General features: G+C 44.8%; 17 protein-coding genes. 11 read left to right on the forward strand and 6 right to left on the reverse strand.

All coding sequences use genetic code 11. The features are described 5' to 3' along the window. The first annotated feature begins 155 nt into the window (after positions 1 to 155). The 4 genes from iolG to rlmD all read left to right on the forward strand — a co-directional run bounded on the left by iolG (position 156) and on the right by rlmD (position 4,375). Entirely contained in the window at positions 156 to 1,169 is a 1,014-nt protein-coding gene (gene iolG, locus DWX61_RS06885) for an inositol 2-dehydrogenase (protein ID WP_118513335.1), read from the forward strand. A 25-nt stretch (positions 1,170 to 1,194) separates the two neighbouring features. Then, the gene (gene iolE / locus DWX61_RS06890) at positions 1,195 to 2,094 is read left to right on the forward strand and encodes a myo-inosose-2 dehydratase (protein WP_118513334.1); all 900 of its coding nucleotides are present in this window, start codon (positions 1,195 to 1,197) and stop codon (positions 2,092 to 2,094) included. Positions 2,095 to 2,254: 160 nt separating this feature from the next. Further along, positions 2,255 to 3,100 carry a class II fructose-bisphosphate aldolase gene (locus DWX61_RS06895; RefSeq protein ID WP_015524416.1) on the forward strand — a complete coding sequence of 282 codons (846 nt, stop codon included), beginning with the start codon at positions 2,255 to 2,257 and terminating at the stop codon, positions 3,098 to 3,100. Positions 3,101 to 3,202: 102 nt separating this feature from the next. Further along, positions 3,203 to 4,375, forward strand: coding sequence for a 23S rRNA (uracil(1939)-C(5))-methyltransferase RlmD (gene rlmD / locus DWX61_RS06900; protein WP_118624447.1), 1,173 nt, complete (start codon positions 3,203 to 3,205; stop codon positions 4,373 to 4,375). On the opposite strand, the gene eutJ is transcribed toward rlmD, so the two are convergent. Further along, entirely contained in the window at positions 4,372 to 5,196 is an 825-nt protein-coding gene (gene eutJ, locus DWX61_RS06905) for an ethanolamine utilization protein EutJ (protein ID WP_118624449.1), read from the reverse strand. The genes rlmD and eutJ overlap by 4 nt on opposite strands. A gap of 58 nt (positions 5,197 to 5,254) precedes the next feature. Beyond that, positions 5,255 to 7,387, reverse strand: a complete 2,133-nt coding sequence (locus tag DWX61_RS06910) for a glycogen debranching protein (RefSeq protein WP_118624451.1) — start codon at positions 7,385 to 7,387, stop codon at positions 5,255 to 5,257. A gap of 153 nt (positions 7,388 to 7,540) precedes the next feature. Between DWX61_RS06910 and DWX61_RS06915 the strand changes: the two genes are divergently transcribed. The 3 genes from DWX61_RS06915 (at position 7,541) to DWX61_RS06925 (ending at position 10,275) form a co-directional block, all read left to right on the forward strand. Beyond that, positions 7,541 to 8,230, forward strand: coding sequence for a Crp/Fnr family transcriptional regulator (locus tag DWX61_RS06915; RefSeq protein WP_147419612.1), 690 nt, complete (start codon positions 7,541 to 7,543; stop codon positions 8,228 to 8,230). A gap of 100 nt (positions 8,231 to 8,330) precedes the next feature. Continuing rightward, complete coding sequence (locus DWX61_RS06920) at positions 8,331 to 9,074, forward strand: ATP-binding protein (protein WP_118513328.1); 744 nt, start codon at positions 8,331 to 8,333, stop codon at positions 9,072 to 9,074. Between the two features lie 19 nt (positions 9,075 to 9,093). Beyond that, on the forward strand, positions 9,094 to 10,275 hold the full coding sequence (locus DWX61_RS06925; RefSeq protein ID WP_118624455.1) for a PP-loop family protein: 1,182 nt from the start codon (positions 9,094 to 9,096) through the stop codon (positions 10,273 to 10,275). A 20-nt stretch (positions 10,276 to 10,295) separates the two neighbouring features. Here DWX61_RS06925 and DWX61_RS06930 read toward each other — a convergent pair whose 3' ends face one another. Continuing rightward, positions 10,296 to 10,664 (reverse strand): hypothetical protein, encoded by a 369-nt coding sequence (locus tag DWX61_RS06930; RefSeq protein WP_118513326.1) that lies wholly within the window; start codon positions 10,662 to 10,664, stop codon positions 10,296 to 10,298. A gap of 338 nt (positions 10,665 to 11,002) precedes the next feature. Between DWX61_RS06930 and pap the strand changes: the two genes are divergently transcribed. After that, complete coding sequence (gene pap, locus DWX61_RS06935; RefSeq protein ID WP_118624585.1) at positions 11,003 to 12,475, forward strand: polyphosphate:AMP phosphotransferase; 1,473 nt, start codon at positions 11,003 to 11,005, stop codon at positions 12,473 to 12,475. 64 nt (positions 12,476 to 12,539) lie between these two features. Here the strand turns inward: pap and sigG are convergent, their stop codons facing one another. Together sigG and DWX61_RS06945 are read right to left on the reverse strand one after the other, a co-directional pair. After that, positions 12,540 to 13,319: an RNA polymerase sporulation sigma factor SigG gene (gene sigG, locus DWX61_RS06940; RefSeq protein WP_118624457.1), complete on the reverse strand. Its 780-nt coding sequence runs from the start codon at positions 13,317 to 13,319 to the stop codon at positions 12,540 to 12,542. Between the two features lie 266 nt (positions 13,320 to 13,585). Next, the gene (locus DWX61_RS06945; RefSeq protein ID WP_118624459.1) at positions 13,586 to 13,840 is read right to left on the reverse strand and encodes a YlmC/YmxH family sporulation protein; all 255 of its coding nucleotides are present in this window, start codon (positions 13,838 to 13,840) and stop codon (positions 13,586 to 13,588) included. Positions 13,841 to 13,978: 138 nt separating this feature from the next. Between DWX61_RS06945 and nrdR the strand changes: the two genes are divergently transcribed. Beyond that, a complete protein-coding gene (gene nrdR, locus DWX61_RS06950; RefSeq protein WP_021976805.1) occupies positions 13,979 to 14,428 on the forward strand; it encodes a transcriptional regulator NrdR in 450 nt (149 codons plus the stop codon). 190 nt (positions 14,429 to 14,618) lie between these two features. On the opposite strand, the gene gdhA is transcribed toward nrdR, so the two are convergent. Next, the gene (gene gdhA, locus DWX61_RS06955) at positions 14,619 to 15,953 is read right to left on the reverse strand and encodes an NADP-specific glutamate dehydrogenase (RefSeq protein WP_118513324.1); all 1,335 of its coding nucleotides are present in this window, start codon (positions 15,951 to 15,953) and stop codon (positions 14,619 to 14,621) included. Positions 15,954 to 16,172: 219 nt separating this feature from the next. On the opposite strand from gdhA, the gene DWX61_RS06960 reads away from it, so the two are divergent. After that, on the forward strand, positions 16,173 to 17,390 hold the full coding sequence (locus tag DWX61_RS06960) for an aminotransferase class I/II-fold pyridoxal phosphate-dependent enzyme (RefSeq protein WP_118624461.1): 1,218 nt from the start codon (positions 16,173 to 16,175) through the stop codon (positions 17,388 to 17,390). Between the two features lie 247 nt (positions 17,391 to 17,637). Beyond that, entirely contained in the window at positions 17,638 to 18,999 is a 1,362-nt protein-coding gene (locus DWX61_RS06965; RefSeq protein ID WP_118624463.1) for a citrate/2-methylcitrate synthase, read from the forward strand. Positions 19,000 to 19,005: the final 6 nt, after the last annotated feature.

The following is a 19,005-nucleotide window of genomic DNA, read 5'->3' on the forward strand; positions in this document are numbered from 1 at the left end:
TTCTCGTCATTTTTAATAGAAAAAAGATGGTAATATTGTACAATATTAGGGGTTGCGATTTGTGTGTTGCGATGATATTATATTAAGCATAAAGAGCGTGTTCGGACACGCAAAGAGATTACATTGGGAAAATAAATCAAAAGGAGATCAAAACTATGATTAAAGTTGGTATTATCGGAGCAGGTAGAATTGGTAGAGTTCATATCACCAGTATCACAACAAGGGTGCCGGATGCGATGATCAAGACGGTTGCAGATCCTTTCTTAAATGATGAGACTGCTGCATGGGCTAAGAGCATGGGTGTTGAGCACACGACTAAGGATTATAAGGAGATCATCAATGATCCTGAGATTTCCGCAGTTCTGATCTGTTCTTCTACAGATACTCATTCTCCGATTTCTGTAGAGGCTATCAAGGCTGGCAAGCATGTTTTCTGTGAGAAACCGATCGATCATGACATCGCCAAGATCAAAGAGGTTATCGATGCTCTTGAGGGCACAAATCTGAAATATCAGGTTGGTTTTAACAGAAGATTCGACCATAACTTTGAGTCTCTTCAGCAGGCTGTTGCAGCTGGTAAGGTTGGTAAACCGGAGATCATCAAGATCACTTCCCGCGATCCTGAGCCGCCTAGCATTGATTATGTTAAGGTTTCCGGTGGCATGTTCTTGGATATGACAATTCATGATTTTGATATGGTTCGTTATCTTGCAGGCTGTGATGCTACAGAGGTTTATGTTCAGAGTGCAAATCTGGTTGATCCGGCTATTGGTGAGGCCGGGGATGTTGATACAGCTGTTATCACTCTTCAGATGGAGAATGGCGCTATTGCTGTTATCGATAACTGCAGAAGAGCTTCTTATGGCTATGATCAGAGAGCCGAGGTTTTCGGTTCTGATGGTATGGCTGCTATTTCCAATGACAGCCAGTCTTCCACAGTGATCAGCAATGCTGAGGGTGTTACAGGTGAGAAGCCGATGTTCTTCTTCCTTGAGAGATACATGGATGCTTATGGTAAAGAGGTTGCAGCATTTATTGATGCGATCGTTAATGACAAAGAGACACCTCTTAATGTTTATGATGGTCTGAAACCGGTATTAATGGGTCTTGCAGCTAAGAAGTCCAGCGAGGAGCACAGACCGGTTAAGATTTCTGAGATTATGGAATAATTCAAATAAAAAGGAGAATTGACCAATGTTTGATAAGAATAAAGTAAAGCTTGGTATTGCACCAATTGCATGGACAAATGATGATATGCCAGATCTTGGCAAAGAGAATACTTTTGAGCAGTGTGTCAGTGAGATGGCTCTTGCCGGTTTTACAGGCTCCGAGGTTGGTAACAAGTATCCGAAGGATCCTGAGGTTCTTAAGAAGGCTCTTGAGCTTCGTGGTGTTGAGATCTGTAATCAGTGGTTCTCAAGCTTCCTGATCACCAAACCGTTTGAGGAGGTTGAGAAAGAGTTTCGTGCACAGCTTACTTTCCTGAAAGCTATGGGTGCGAAAGTGATCGGCGCATCTGAGCAGAGCCACAGTGTTCAGGGTCAGATGGATACTCCGGTTTTCGGACATAAATATGAGATGAATGACGAAGAGTGGGATACCTTCTGCACAGGCATGAACAAGCTCGGTAAGATCGCAAAAGAGGAGTATGGCATTGCCCTTACTTTCCATCATCATATGGGCACTGTTGTACAGAGCCTTGCTGAGGTTGACCGTATGATGGAGAATACAGATCCTGAATATGTAAGTCTTCTTTTTGATACCGGTCACTTTACATACTGTGGAGAGGATCCTCTTGAGGTTGTAAAGAAATATGTTCACAGGATCAAACATGTTCATCTGAAGGATATCCGTCCGGAGGTTGTTGAGCAGGTTAAGAAAGAAAATATGAGCTTCCTTGCAGGCGTAAGAGCCGGTGCCTTCACGATTCCGGGAGATGGATGTATCAACTATGATCCGATCTTCAAGGTTCTCGAGGATGCAGGCTACGAAGGATATATGGTTGTTGAGGCTGAGCAGGATCCGGCTAAGGCTAATCCGCTTGAGTATGCGATTCGTGCAAGAAAATTCATTGCTGAGAAGACAGGCTTATAATTACGACAGGGAAATAGGTGCATGCTGATGTACAGTTAAGCGGAATAAAGATGTCCGCTTTGCATAGAAAAAGCGGTATCAGCCAGTAGTGCTTTGACACCGCTTTTTTCTGTAAGAAGATGCAAACAGTGTACGATAAACAGGACAGGAGGGCCAAATCATGGCACTTGTGAAAATGAAAGATCTGCTGAGACGTGCCGAAGAGAAAAATATTGGCTGCGGTGCTTTCAGTGTTGGTAATATGGAAATGGTAAGAGGTGCGATCCGTGCAGCAGAAGAACTGGATACGCCGATCATCCTTCAGATCGCGGAGGTGCGTTTGAAAAATTCTCCGCTTCACCTGATGGGACCGATGATGGTACAGGCTGCAAAGGAGGCTAAGGTGGATGTGGCTGTCCATCTGGATCATGGTCTTACTTTTGAGACAGTTGACAAGGCTCTGGAGCTTGGTTTTACATCGGTTATGCTGGATGCGTCTACGCTTCCTTTTGAGGAAAATATCGCCAGAGTAAAGGCCGTTGTGGAGAAAGCACGTAAATACGGTGCTACAGTTGAGGCTGAGCTTGGACTTGTGGGCGGAAGTGAGGATGGAAGCTGTGACCACGGTATCCGCTGCACAGATCCGGATGATGCGGTCGTTTACGCAAGAGAGACAGGTATTGATGCACTTGCAGTTGCCATCGGTAATGCCCATGGTAATTATCCGGTAGCGCCGACGCTTGCTTTTGATGTATTGGAGAAGATCCATGAGAAAGTGGATATTCCGCTGGTTCTTCATGGCGGCAGTGGTATCACTGATAAAGATTTCCAGAGGGCGATCTCTCTTGGCATCCGTAAAGTGAATATTGCCACAGCAAGCTTTAACAGCCTGACAGCTCATGTGGAGAAATATATGGAGTCAACAGACAAGCATAATTTCTTTGACCTCAATGAGGCTATGGTACAGGGTACTTACGAGAATGTGAAGAGACATATTCTTGTATTTAATGAACCGTATCAGGAGTAGGCCAAGGATTTTCTTGTAAAAAAAGAAAAGGTCTGATAAGATGTTCTCAGTGAAAATAACTGGGAACATCTTTTTTGTACCCATAAAAGAGGAGAGATAAAAATGGAACAGAAAGAGACTGTCTGTTCAGTTGCGAAGAAATGCGGCGGTTGCCGTTATCAGGGTGTATCCTACAAGGAGCAGCTTCGCAGGAAACAGAAAATTACAGAAGGTCTTCTGAAAAAATTCGGAAAAGTAGAGCCGATCATTGGAATGGAAGATCCCTATTATTACAGAAACAAAGTTCATGCAGCTTTTGGCCGTGACCGGAAGGGAAACGTAATTTCCGGGATTTATGAGGAGAAGAGCCATAGGATCGTTTCCGTAGATGACTGTATGATCGAGGATAAAAAAAGCCAGGAGATCATCCGTACCATACGTGGTATGCTGAAATCCTTTAAGATCAAGACCTATGATGAGGATACGGGATATGGACTTCTCCGCCATGTGCTTGTGCGGAGAGGCTTTTCCACAGGAGAGATCATGGTGGTATTAGTTACGGTTTCCCCAATACTTCCATCCAAGAATAACTTTGTAAAAGCTCTCCGTAAAGAGCATCCGGAGATCACTACGGTGGTTCTCAATGTCAATGACAGACAGACCAGCATGGTGCTTGGAGACCGAAATATCGTACTTTACGGACCGGGATTCATCAAAGATCGACTTATGGGACTGACCTTCCGTATTTCTCCATCTTCTTTTTATCAGGTAAATCCTGTGCAGACAGAAGTACTTTACGGAAAGGCTATGGAGTTTGCGGCAATGACAGGAAAAGAGAGGGTGATCGATGCTTACTGCGGCACAGGTACTATCGGGATCATCGCTTCCGGGAATGCCAGGGATGTCATTGGTGTAGAACTGAACCGTGATGCTATCCGTGATGCCAGAATGAATGCCAGGGAGAACAAGATCCGTAATGTTCGTTTTGTTCCGGGAGATGCAGGATGGTTTATGGAAGGAATGGCAGCAGAGGGAGAGAAGGTGGATGTTGTTCTCATGGATCCGCCACGTTCTGGAAGTGACCGTAAATTCCTTCACTCCCTTTTGACTCTTTCACCGGAAAAAATTGTTTATGTATCCTGCAACCCGGAAACCCTGGCAAGAGATCTTGCCTGCCTCACAAAGAGAGATTACCTGGTAAAGAAGATGCTGCCGGTTGATATGTTCCCGCTCACCGATTCAGTGGAGGTTGTTTGTCTTCTGGAGAATCGCAGGACCAGACCGGGAAGATCTTAGATTTTTGGCAGCTCACAGTGATATGCGATGCCAAGGGGCGTAACAAGAAGCGGATGGACCGGACGGTATACCGGAAGCTTCAGCTTCTTCTCAAAAACGGTGGTAAATTCCTTAAACATGGAAGAACCGCCAACTACATAAACAGCCGGAACCTGATAGCCCTTTAGAAATTTCTCGGTGATCACAGCCATTTTTTCTACAGTGGCCTTGATCACAGGGAAAATTTCGTCTTCTTTTTCCGGAGTAGTTTTCAATACTTCGGCTTCCTCATAAGGGATCTTATAGTGACCGGCGACTGTCATGGTCATATGGCTGCCGCCGGTAGCCTCATCATCGGTGTAGATAACTTTTCCGTCTTTCAGGATGCTGATACCGGTTGTGCCGCCACCCACATCCACAACAGCACCGTCTGTGATCTTAAGGACAGCAGCCGCGGCAGTAGGCTCGTCCACGATATTTGTAACCTCGAAACCGGCACCCTCCAGAACATAGCCGATGCTTTTGACACTGCCTTCAGAAACTCCCGGAGGGATGGCAGCAGCACCGTAAGTAAGTTCTGTGCCAAGCCTTTCTTCCAGTTCATTTTTAAGTCTTGTCACAAGCTGGACAGATTCATAGTAATTGACGATCACACCATCCTGGATCGCATGGGATGGTGCGGAAATTCCGGCTATGGGACGGTTATTCCGGTCAACAACGGCAAGAACGGTATTGGCAGTACCAAGGTCGATGCCTGTCTTCAGACGACCGCGGAATTTTTTACATTCACCTGTTTCTACAAGTTCTGCAAAATTAGACAAAGTTCTGTTTTTTAATTCCATTCAAAATACTCCATTTCTTTCAGACAGGGACAAAAAGAATTTGTCCCAGATATATATTTTAATAGTTGCGGCCGGTAAAGATGGCAACGGATCTGGGCCGCATGCAGAAATCGTGCTCAATGCGTGGTTCCTGGCCTTCTTCATAGAAATAACGACCTTCTCCGTCGCCAAAAGTATTGACACAGAGATACCATGCGCCAGGACGTGTAAGCTCCGGAAGTGTAACCGTCACATCTTCCCAGTATGCATTGATGACAATGTAGATCAGATCGTCGGCACCTTTGCGCTTGTCATAGCCTGCAAAACTTACAGCGAAGGTGTGTGCGTCTCGTGGAATCGTCACATCCTTTGCATCAACGTTGTGGGTGTGGATATTTTCCATACCGCACACTGCATTTGGAAGCTTACGGGAGATAACCGGATGATTTTTTCGGAACTGGATCATAAATTTGAAAAATTCGAAAAGATCATGATTTTTCTCAAGAAGATGCCAGTTGATCCAGGAAGTTTCGTTATCCTGACAGTAAGTGTTGTTATTTCCGTGTTTGGTGTTTCCGAATTCGTCACCTGCAAGGAACATCGGAGTTCCACGGCTGGACATGAGAACTGCACAGGCATTGCGGATCATGCGGAAGCGGAGAGAAAGAACTTCCGGGTTGGTGGAGTCACCTTCTTCACCACAGTTCCAGCTGCGGTTGTCGTTGGAACCGTCAGTATTGTTCCAGCCGTTTGCTTCGTTGTGTTTCTCATTGTAGGAATAAAGATCATACATGGTGAAACCATCGTGGCAGGTAAGGAAATTGACACAGGAGTTGTATCCTGCATAGTTGTCGTTGTGATCGGAATAAAAACCACCGTACAGGTCTCCGGAACCGGAAATGCTCCATGCGGCATCCCAGGCGTTCCAGAAATCTCCCTTCAGGAAGGAACGGAGACAGTCACGGTAACGGCCGTTCCACTCAGCCCATCTGCGGCTGGCAGGGAAAGAACCGACCTGATACAGTCCGCCCGCGTCCCAGGCCTCTGCGATCAGTTTGACATTTCGAAGGACCGGATCGTAAGCCAGAAGTTCTAGAAGCGGCGGATTGTTAAGAGGAGAACCGTCCTCATGGCGTCCCAGGATACTGGCAAGGTCGAAACGGAAACCGTCCACACGGTAGTTGATCGTCCAGTAACGTAAGCATTCCAGGATCATCTGCCGCACGATGGGATGGTTACAGTTCAGGGTGTTTCCACATCCGCTGAAATTGTAGTAATTTCCTTCCGGAGTCAGCATATAATAAACTTTATTGTCAAATCCTTTAAAGCAGAAAGTTTTTCCAAGTTCATTTCCTTCGGCAGTGTGGTTGAATACGACATCAAGAATTACTTCGATTCCATTTTCGTGGAGCTCACGGATCAGTTCTTTCAGTTCGGTTCCCTCACAGTTATGTTCTGCCTTGGAAGCATAGCTGGTGTTTGGGGAAAAGAAGTTAACGGAATTGTATCCCCAGTATTCCAGAAGACGCTTGCCGTTTACGGTACGGGCATTCATGTTCTCGTCGAACTCGAAGATAGGCATCAGCTCCACCGCATTGATTCCCAGTTCTTTGAGGTAAGGAATCTTTTCACGAAGACCGGCAAAAGTTCCCGGGTGTGTGACACCGGAAGAAGCGTCCTGTGTAAATCCGCGGACATGAAGTTCGTAGATGATCAGGTCACTGATCTTACGGGTGGACTGAGGCATGTCTTCCCAGTCGAAAGAATCGCGTACCACACGGGCGTGATAGCTTCCAATCTTCTGCTGTCCCCATTCGCGCTGACCGGCAACGGCTTTGGCATAAGGATCAAGAAGAACTTTTGTCTTATCGAAGATATGGCCTTTTTCCGGTTCATAAGGACCGTCGATGCGGTAGCCGTATTCCAGGTCTTCGATGTCCAGTCCCATGACGATCATGGAATAGACATCACCGATACGACAGGCATTGGGAAAAGGAAGAACTGCGAAAGGCTCCTCTTCTCCGGAGTGGAAAAGAAGAAGCTCGCAGGATGTACCGTGACGGGTATGTGTGGTAAAGTTGACTCCGTTGGAAAGGGGAGTAGCGCCATTTAATTCAAAAAAACCGGGACGTACAGGAAATCCCGCGATAATATCTGTGGGCCGGGATGTCAGTGTATTCTCAGAAAGCATAGTCTGATTCTGTGTTTTCATTTCCGGTATCCTCCTTGGTAGAATTTTTTACAAACAAAAAATATTATAACTGATTTTCAGAAAAAAGTACAGGCTGGGGTCTTATGAAGTTCGCAGGAGTTGACAGAGATTGCAGAAATATGGTAAAAACCTGTACAGAGATGAGGTGAAAAAGTGGAAGAAAAAAAAAGAGAAGAGTGGATGGCAGTTTTAAGAAAAAGCCGGCTCTGCAGAAATCTGGAAGAAACAGAGCTACTAAGCCTCATGGAGCGGGAAGGAACGGTACGGACTTATTCCAGAGGGAAGCGGATCTTTCAGGAAACAGACCGGCCGGATTCGGTTTATATGCTTCTTAGCGGAAGTGTGATCATTGCCAAAGAAACATTTTCCGGAAAAAGGATCCTTCTGGCTCAACTGGAAGATCCGGGTGCTTTGTTTGGGGAGGTTTATGCCTTTATGGGAAAATCTTCCTATGATATGTATGTGGAGACGCTGACGCAGACTTCTGTCCTGATCATGAGCAGCAGGATCTTTACGGACAGGGAAGAAAATAGTTTAAGCCGGAAACTGCGGGAAAATCTTCTTGAGGTTTTTGCCGGGAAGGCTTACAATATGAACCAGAAGCTTCGGATCCTGGGAAGTGGCAGTCTCCGTGAGAGGATCGTCCGTTTTCTTGTGGAATGCCAGGACAGTGAAGGGAAGATCCATATGAACCTGTCCAGAGAAGAGATGGCGGATCATTTAAACATCACCAGGCCGTCTCTTTCCAGAGAGCTGGGAAAGATGCAGGAAGAAGGAATCCTGGAACTTGACAGGCGTCAGATCCTTGTGAAAGATCAGGAAAAAATGGAGTTATATCTGTAAGGTAACATATGTTACCGAAGAATCTCCGGGATTTTTGTATGATGTCAGTGAAAACAAAAAAACATTTGCAGAAATATAAAAATCAGGGAGAGATGATATCATGATAAGAAAGATCGTACACATTGAGGAAGAGAAATGCAACGGCTGCGGTGCCTGTGCAGCTGCCTGCCACGAAGGGGCTATTGCCATGATAGATGGCAAGGCGAAACTGATACGGGATGATTACTGTGACGGACTGGGAGACTGTCTTCCGGCCTGCCCTGCCGATGCGATCCGTATTATAGAGCGGGAAGCCGCAGATTATGATGCGGAGGCAGTGGAAAAAAGAATGAAGCTTAAGAAAACAGAGGTTTCGATGCCAGAAGGGATGCCACACGTGTGTCCCGGAAGTATGGCAAGAAGTCTGAAAAAGAAACAGGAACCGCCGGTGCAGGCAGAGAAGAAAGAAGTTCCCCGGAATATAGGAGAACAGATAAGCCGTCTTGCCCAGTGGCCGGTACAGATCAAACTGGTTCCTGTCAATGCACCGTATTTTGAAAATGCACAGCTTCTGATCGCAGCGGACTGCACGGCCTACGCTTATGCAGATTTTCACGAGAAATTCATGAAAGATCATGTGACGCTGATCGGTTGCCCCAAACTGGATGAGGGAGATTACGCGGATAAGCTTACAGAGATCATACGGAATAATTCCATCCGGAGTATCCGTATTGTCCGTATGGAAGTTCCCTGCTGCGGAGGTATCGAAAATGCAGTGATCCGCGCCATGGAGCGCAGCGGAAAGATGATTCCATGGCAGGTAGTGACCATTGCCTGTGACGGCACGATCAGGGAGGAGCTGTAAGGAAAGGAATAAAAACAGCATGAGTGAAGAAACATTGGAGATTTCTTTTGATGAAATAGAGAAGGAACGGGAAAAATATCTCCTGGTAGATACCCGTGATAAAGTAACTGTAGAATATGGAATGATCCCGGGAGCAATCCCTGTTCCGGAACAGGAATTGGAAGAGCGGACAGAAGAACTGAAGGGGGATAAGATACCGGTCCTTTACTGTACAAGAGGGCTTTTCAGCCAGGAAGGTGCAGAGATGCTCCGGGAAAAAGGAATTCCCGCACTGAGCCTGAAAGGCGGATATACAGGATGGCTTTTTCAGCAGATGCAGAAAGAATCCGGTAAAGAGAACAGTGAAGAAGAGGAAAATGAAGCAATGGAACAGCGGAGGAAGGATATCGAGCTGAGTATCCGCAAAAAGTTCCATAAGCAGTTGTTTTCCAGATTTGCCAGGGGAATCAACGATTATGAGCTGGTGAAGCCGGGAGATAAGATAGCAGTCTGTATTTCCGGTGGTAAGGATTCCATGCTGATGGCCAAACTGTTCCAGGAACTGAAGCGTCATAACAAGTTTCCCTTTGAGCTGGTGTTTCTTGTGATGGATCCGGGATATAATGAGGCAAACCGTGCGGTGATCGAGCACAATGCCAGGCTTCTCGGGATTCCGATCACAGTGTTTGAGACTGAGATCTTCGATGCGGTTTATAATATAGAAAAATCCCCATGTTATCTCTGTGCTCGTATGAGAAGGGGCTATCTTTACAGCAAGGCAAAGGAGCTTGGCTGCAACAAGATCGCTCTTGGACATCACTATGATGATGTGATCGAGACGATCCTGATGGGAATGCTTTACGGAGCGCAGGTACAGACTATGATGCCGAAGCTCCACAGTACAAACTTTGAAGGAATGCAGCTGATCCGTCCCATGTATCTGATCCGGGAGGCAGATATCAAACACTGGAGAGATTATAATGACCTTCATTTTATCCAGTGTGCATGTAAATTTACCGATACCTGTACTACCTGCCGGACAGATGGTACCAGTGTTTCCAAGAGAATGGAGATCAAGAATCTGATCGCAGAACTTAAGAAAGTAAATCCTCATATAGAAAGTAATATTTTCCGAAGTGTGGAAAATGTTAATCTTCATACAGTTATCGCATACAAGAAAGATGGTGTGAAACATTCTTTCCTGGAAGAGTATGAGGACTGACAGATATAAATAAAAGCTGCTCAGGCATTAGCCCGGGCAGCTTTTACTTTTTCCCGCTGTCTGGTAAGATCATAATATTCATCAGAGATGATCCCGCGACTGGAAAGTGCTTCGTAGGTTTTCTGCTGTGCGGGGGTCATCTTCATTCCGATAGTGGAATTGACATCAGTCAGTACGCAGTTTGTTTTTTCTACCAGCCAGAAAAGTGCGGAATCATCATCAGGGATCATTTTCCAGATTTCATTTTCTGAATATGGCAGAAGGGACATGAGCGTTTTTAAGTGTCCATCCTGGATCAGTCTGTAATCCCCATCCGGCATAATAATACCATCCCCGTAGAGTTCTTTTTTCTGTTCCATTTTCTGCAGAAGTTCTTCTGTGAGTTTCATGATCAGCTCCTTGATCTTTATTATTTCAACAGTTTTCAGGTATTGCTTTTTTATGAAGTTAAAAAAATAACAATCAGCGTCTATTGTATGGAGCGATGACAAAAATGTCAAGAGGTTAAAAAGATTTTCGATGCTTATGAATGCTTTTGAGTTACTGTCCACTGGCAATATTCCGCGAAGCGTGTTACTGAGAACGGAGTGAACAGTAATGATTTTGGTTGTGCAATTTGTTTGCTTTTGTGAGGACTAAAGGTTAAAATTATGTAAAAATTATCGTAAAACAGGATCTTCCGTGGTATAATATGAATATTCAAAAAATTTAAGGAAGGACGATGCAGATGTTGAAAAACTGGAACCCGGAACAAATTCCGGAAAAAGAGGATATCAAAGTGCGTTTAAGCGCTGCAAGAACCAGATTATATGAATTGCAGATGGCTCTGAAAGAGCATAAGATTCCGGTGATCGTGCTGTTTGAAGGCTGGGGAGCTTCCGGAAAAGGAAGTACCATAAGTAAGGTGATCAAGAATATCGATCCTCGTTTCTTCAAAGTTGCGACTATGTCAGCGCCTACAGAGGAAGACCTTCGGAAACCATTTCTTTACCGGTATTTCAGGGAAATCCCGGAAGCGGGCAAGTTTACATTTCTGGATTCAGGATGGATGGATCAGACCTGTCGAGAACGTATGGATAAAAAACTGAAGGGTGACAATTATGCAAAACGAATTGACAGTATCCGGAGATTTGAACGTCAGCTGACGGATAACGGATATGTGCTCCTGAAATTTTTTATGCAGATTGACCGGAAAGAACAGGAAAAACGTATGGGTATCCTTCTGGAAAGTAAGGATACCAGATGGAGAGTCAATGAATATGATCTCTGGCAGAATGATCATTATAAGAAGTGCAGAAAGATTTTTGGCCAGTATATGCAGGATACCAATACATCTGCGGCTCCATGGTATATTGTCGATGCAGGTGACCGGAAGTGGGCAGAGCTGCAGGTGCTGGAGACCATGATCAGCAATATAGAGGTTGCCATGGAAAACAGCAAACATGCCGTGCCGATCCTACAGAATGTTTTTCCTCTGGTGGAGATGCCCAGATTGAGCGAGATTCCTCTGGACGGAAAAGAAGTGGGGGATGAAGAATACAAGGCAGAGCTTAAGGAACTGCAGGCAAAGCTTGGAAGCCTGCATAACCGTCTTTACCGAAAAAGAGTGCCTGTGATCATCACCTATGAAGGCTGGGATGCTGCCGGAAAGGGAGGAAATATCAAGAGAATCACCGAGGCTCTTGATCCCCGTGGATTTGAGGTACATCCTATCGCAAGTCCGGAGCCTCATGAAAAAGCCCGTCATTATCTGTGGCGTTTCTGGACAAGGCTTCCCAAGGATGGTCACATTGCCATCTTTGACCGGACGTGGTACGGAAGAGTGATGGTGGAACGTCTGGAGGGCTTCTGCAGCGAGAATGACTGGAGACGTGCATACAATGAGATCAATGAATTTGAGAAGGAGCTTTCTGACTGGGGCGCTGTGATCGTGAAATTCTGGGTCCACATTGATAAGGACACCCAGCTTGCCAGGTTCAACGACCGCCAGAGTAATCCTGAAAAACAGTGGAAGATCACGGATGAGGACTGGAGAAACCGTGAAAAATGGGATGAGTATGAAACAGCAGTAGATGAGATGCTTCAGAAAACCAGTACTGCTTATGCACCATGGCACATTCTGGAATCCGTAGATAAGAAATATGCAAGGCTGAAGGCGCTTCGGATCGTGATCGAAGAAATTGAGAAAGCGCTGAAATAAGAGATAAAAGCTGCAGCAGGATAATAGACATTCTGCTGCAGCTTTTTGTCTGAAAAGAGGTGGATCAATTTCTGAGATAATTTCGCATACTGCGAAGAGCATGTTTTTCAAGTCGGCTGACCTGAGCCTGGGAGATACCGATTTCATCAGCTACCTCCATTTGGGTTTTTCCCTCGTAGAAGCGGAGATCGATAATGTGCCGTTCCCGCTCTCCAAGCCGGTTCATGGCATCTCGGAGAGAAATATCCTCTACCCAGTTCTCTTCCAGATTCTTTTTATCACTGATCTGATCCATAACATATAGGGTATCTCCGCCTTCGGAATACACGGGCTCAAAAAGGCTTACCGGGCTCTGGATCGCATCCATGGCATAGACGATCATTTCCTTGTCGATACCGATCTCATCAGCGATTTCTGCAATGGTAGGTTCTTTGAGATGTTGTCGCATATAGTTTTCCCGGGTATAGATGGTTTTGTAAGCGATATCACGCAGAGAACGGCTGACCCGTATGCTGTTGTTATCACGGAGATATCTTCGGATCTCTCCGATGATCATGGGAACTGCATAGGTGGAAAATTTTACCTGAAGAGTGGTGTCGAAATTATCGATTGCTTTGATCAGGCCGATGCAGCCGATCTGAAAAAGGTCATCCGAATTTTCACTGCTGTTTTGAAAACGCCGGATCACGCTTAAAACAAGCCGCAGATTGCCTTTGATGTACAATTCCCTGGCTTCTTCATCGCCAGCTTTGATCCTTTTAAAGAGCTCCACCTTTTCTTCCTGATCGAGAACGGGAAGGGTTGAGGTATTTACTCCGCAGATTTCAACTTTATTCAGTGCCATCTTAGAATCCTCCTTGTCTTGTCGGTACATTAAGATGATTCTCAGAGGGCAATGGAAATATACTTTTTCAGGAAAAATATAAAAAATAAAGGGCCTTGACAACAAGGAGATATTTATTCGTTACTGTTCATTGGCGATATCCCGCGAGGTGTTTTTTGTGAGCAAAGGTCACGGAAAACCCGAGACATACCGCGCGAATTTATGCGATCAGCATAAATTCTGTGCATCGCGAAGCGTGTTACTGAGAACGAAGTGAACAGTAACATTTATTCTCCGGATAGCAGTCTTTCATTACGAAAATCGACAAGGATGATATCTTCGCCGATCTGGCGGATGCAGTCCCATGGAATGGAATATTCATTTTCTTTGGAAAAACACCAGCAAAATTTCCCGGGTTCTGGCATGATCAGGGATTTCAGGCGTGCGGTTTCACAGCAGAATTCCACATCAAGAGGGCAGCCAAGACTACGGCAGGTATGGATATTGATCACTTCTTTTTGTTTCAGCTCACAGATGCGCATAAATTCATCACCTGGTATGATTTTATGGAAAATCTGTAAAATTTATGCAAGTCCGATTATTGACACATTATATGCATTTATTTTATAATAAAAACGAATTTAGTAATGATTTACTGATCCGGAAAGGGGGAGAGTTCCGTGAGATGTCCGTTCTGTAACCAGGATAATACAAGGGTTGTAGATTCCAGACCTGTAGAGGATACCAATTCCATTCGCCGCCGCCGTCTCTGTGATGCCTGCGGAAAGCGTTTTACAACTTATGAGAAGGTGGAAACGATTCCACTGACTGTGATCAAGAAGGACCAGAACCGGGAAAGCTATAAACGTTCCAAAATTCAGGATGGTGTTCTTCGTGCCTGTTATAAGCGCCCTATTCCCATTGAGAGAGTGGAAGAGATGATCGATTCCATAGAAGGAGATATTTTCCGGTCAGAAGACCGTGAGATCAGCAGTACCAAGATCGGAGAGATCGTTATGGAACATCTGAAGGATCTGGATGCGGTAGCGTATGTACGCTTTGCGTCTGTATACAGAGAGTTTAAAGATGTCAGTACCTTTATGGATGAGCTGAAGAAACTGATCAATTAAGAGATTAAATGAACAGACCGCAAGTACAGGAAATTCCAGGCCGATTGTCAAAAGACAGTCGGCCTTTTTTGAAACATGAATGTTTGATTTTTCAAAGATCGTAAAAGTGGATATAAAAAACAGGAACCGCCTGGGAAAAATCCTCTGCGGTCCCTGCTATAAATATACGTTAATGATTCAGAAAACTTAATTAAACAATACCCTGAGCTTTCATAGCATCAACAACTTTTTCGAAGCCGGCGATGTTTGCACCTACAACATAGTTGTCTTCCATACCGTAACGCTTAGCAGCGTCATCAGCTTTGTGGAAAATATCGATCATGATGTTGTGGAGCTTCTCATCAACCTCTTCTCTTGTCCAGGAAAGTCTCATGGAGTTCTGGCTCATCTCCAGCGCGGATGTGGCAACACCGCCAGCGTTTGCGGCTTTACCAGGCATGAAGAGAACACCGTTCTCCTGAAGGTATGTTGTTGCATCAAGAGTAGTAGGCATGTTTGCACCTTCAACGACGTATTTGCAGCCATTTGCAACCAGTGTTTTAGCTCCGTCAAGGCCAAGTTCGTTCTGAGTAGCACATGGAAGGTAAATATCACATTTGATGTTCCAGATGCCAAGTCCCTCTGTGTAGGTAGCACCCTCAACACGGTCTGCATATTCTTTGATACGTCCACGTTTTACTTCTTTGATATCCTTTACGACGTCAAGGTTGATTCCGTTCGGATCGTAGATGTATCCGTTGGAGTCGTTCATTGCAACAACCTTGGCACCAAGCTGAGTAGCCTTTTCAACAGCATAGATAGCTACATTACCGGAACCTGTTACAACGATTGTTTTTCCTTCTACGGAATCATTGTGAGCTTTGGCGATCTCGTTGAGCATGTATACAACACCGTAACCGGTAGCCTCTGTACGGATCAGGGAACCTCCGAAGGAAAGACCCTTTCCTGTAAGGACACCCTCATAAAGGCCACGGATTCTCTTGTACTGTCCAAAGAGATAACCGATCTCACGTCCGCCGACACCGATATCACCGGCCGGAACATCTGTATCTGCGCCGATATATTTGCAAAGCTCGGTCATAAAGCTCTGGCAGAATGCCATAACCTCTCTGTCAGATTTACCCTTAGGATCGAAGTTGGAGCCACCTTTTCCACCGCCGATCGGAAGGCCTGTAAGAGAGTTTTTGAAAATCTGCTCAAAACCAAGGAATTTCAGGATACCCTGATTTACAGAAGGATGGAATCTTAAACCACCTTTGTATGGTCCGATGGCGCTGTTGAACTGAACGCGATATCCTTTGTTAACCTGTACAGTTCCGTTGTCATCGATCCACGGTACTTTGAAGGAGATGATTCTCTCTGGCTCTACAAGACGCTCAAGGATGGAAAGTTTACGATATTCTTCCTCATTTTTGTCAATTACAACTTTAAGGGAATCGAGAACTTCCTTAACTGCCTGATGGAATTCTGGCTCGCCAGGATTCTGTGCTACAACTCTTTCATAAACTTCTTCTGTGTAAGACATAGTTGTTTCCTCCTCATCACATATTAAATTGCGTTGAAAACTAAATTCGAGTGCTATTATACATTAACATGCTAAAAAAGGGAAGTGCTAAGTTTATTTTTTTTAAATTTTTATTTCTTGCGTTGAAAGCCTAAATGTGAGATGATATAGAATAAATATTTTTGACTATGAAATTAAAATGGTTAAATAATAGTGAAAATTAGAAGAGGAGTGGTTTTTATGAGAACATTCGGGAAATCATCAAAGCTTGACAACGTGCTGTACGATGTGCGCGGACCGGTTGTGGATGAAGCTGCCAGAATGGAAGAAGATGGAATGGAGATTCTGAAGCTGAATATTGGTAATCCGTATCCGTTTGGGTTTTCAGCACCTCAGGAAGTGATCCTGGATATGCTGAGTAATGTCCGTACTTCCCAGGGATATTCTGACTCCAAGGGCATTTTTTCTGCAAGAAAAGCGATCATGCAGTATGCACAGCTTCGCGGGATCCCGGGAGTTACCATTAATGATATTTATACGGGAAATGGTGTCAGTGAACTGATCAACCTTTGTATGCAGGCGTTGCTTGATAACGGGGATGAGATCCTGATCCCGGCTCCGGATTATCCGCTGTGGACAGCTACTGCAACACTGGCAGGCGGAAATGTAGTTCATTATATCTGTGACGAACAGTCTGACTGGTATCCGGATATTGAGGATATCAAGAGCAAGATCACACCAAGGACCAAGGCGATCGTTATCATCAATCCCAATAACCCTACAGGTGCAGTATATCCGAAGGAGATCCTGGAACAGATTGCAGACATTGCAAGAGAAAATGAGCTGATCATCTTTTCTGATGAGATATATGACCGTCTTGTTATGGATGGATATAAACATACTTCTATTGCATCCCTTGCACCTGATGTGTTCTGTGTAACGTTTTCAGGATTGTCCAAGTCTCATATGATCGCAGGTTTCCGCATCGGATGGATGATCTTAAGTGGTGCAAAAAGTAAGGCAAAGGGTTATATAGAGGGAATCAATATGCTCTCGTCCATGCGTCTCTGTTCAAATGTTCCGGCACAGTCCATTGTACAGACCGCACTTGGCGGATATCAGAGTGTCAATGAATATATTCAGCCGGGCGGACGTGTTTATGAGCAGAGAGACTTTATTTACAAGGCACTGAATGATATTCCGGGAATTTCCGTTGTAAAACCACATGCGGCATTTTATATATTCCCGAAGATCGATACTGAGAAATTTAATATTTTCAATGATGAACAGTTTGCTTTGGATTTTCTTCATGAGAAACAGGTGCTTGTTGTTCCGGGCAAGGGCTTCAACTGGAATCAGCCGGATCACTTCCGCATTGTTTATCTGCCGGATATACGCCAGCTTGACAAGGCAATGAAGAAGATGAAAGAGTTTTTTGCTACATATAAGCAGGTCTGATCGCAGATAGATAAGAGGAGGTTTGCGATCCACATTCGCTGCCGGTTCATAACCGATAAACTGTAAAGCAGGTATTCGGTTATATTTTCGGCATAGACCGGAACAGAAAAAAATGTTATAATATATCTGAAATATCCCGGCCAGCTATGCCGGGATATACAAATAAGACCAAAATTGCTTGAGAGGGGAATGAGGAGGGACCGTTATCGAACAGCAATAAAACAGAAATCGAAAGGGGAAATAACTGATGAGCAAATTCAACATGAAAGTGACACCTGAGATTGAGAAACTTACCCAGATCTGTCGTGAGAATGACAAACTGGATCTGTCTTTATATGGCAAATACGATGTCAAGCGAGGCTTGCGTGACCTGAATGGAAAGGGTGTCCTTGCAGGACTGACCCAGGTTTCCAATGTTCAGGCAACAAAGATTGTGGATGGAAAAGAGGTTCCCTGTGCAGGTAAGCTTTCTTATCGTGGGTATGATATTAAGGATCTGACAAATGGATTTATCAATGACCGGCGCTTCGGCTTTGAGGAAGTAACCTATCTGCTTCTTTTCGGAAAGCTTCCGAATCAGGAAGAGCTGAATGAGTTCTCCGGGATTCTTGCGAATCAGCGTATGCTGCCGCGGAATTTTGTAAGGGATGTCATTATGAAGGCACCGTCCAGAGATATTATGAACGCTCTGTCAAGAAGCGTGCTGACGCTTTATTCCTATGATAAAGACCCGGATAATATTGAACTGGAGAATGTGCTCCGTCAGTGTATCAACCTGATCAGCGTTTTCCCATTGTTATCTGTTTATGCATATCAGGCCTATAACCACTATGAGAAAGGAAAGAGTCTTTATATCCATCAGCCTAAAAAGGAGCTTTCCACAGCTGAAAATATCCTGCGTCTGTTAAGACCAGATAAGAAGTATACGGCATTGGAGGCAGAGATCCTTGATATTGCTCTGATCCTTCATATGGAGCATGGTGGTGGTAATAACTCTACCTTTACTACACATGTGGTTTCCTCTTCCGGGACAGATACGTATTCTGCGATCGCGGCAGCACTGGGCTCTTTGAAAGGCCCGAAACACGGCGGTGCCAACATCAAAGTCGTAAAAATGTTTAACGATATGCGTAAACATGTACATGACTACAGTGATGAAGAGGAAATCAGTGCATATCTTAAGAAGCTTCTTCATAAAGAGGCTTTTGATAAGCGTGGACTGATCTATGGTATGGGACATGCGATCTATTCTGTTTCCGATCCACGTGCAGAAGTCTTTAAAGGCTATGTAGAACAGCTTGCAAGAGAAAAGGGCAGAATGAAGGATTATCAGCTGTATGCTACAGTAGAGCGTCTTGCACCAAAGGTTATTGCAGAGGAACGTAAGATCTATAAGGGCGTCAGTGCCAATGTGGATTTTTACAGCGGATTTGTTTACAGCATGCTGGATCTGCCTCTGGAGCTTTATACACCGATGTTTGCCATTGCACGTATTGTAGGCTGGAGCGCACATCGTATGGAAGAGCTTATCAATGTGGATAAGATTATCCGTCCTGCATATAAGAATGTCCTTCCGGAAGCAGAGTATGTTCCTCTTTGCGAGCGATAGGAAAGG

It is taken from the genome of Ruminococcus sp. AF20-12LB (assembly GCF_003478985.1).
Taxonomy (GTDB): Bacteria; Bacillota; Clostridia; order Lachnospirales; family Lachnospiraceae; genus Blautia_A.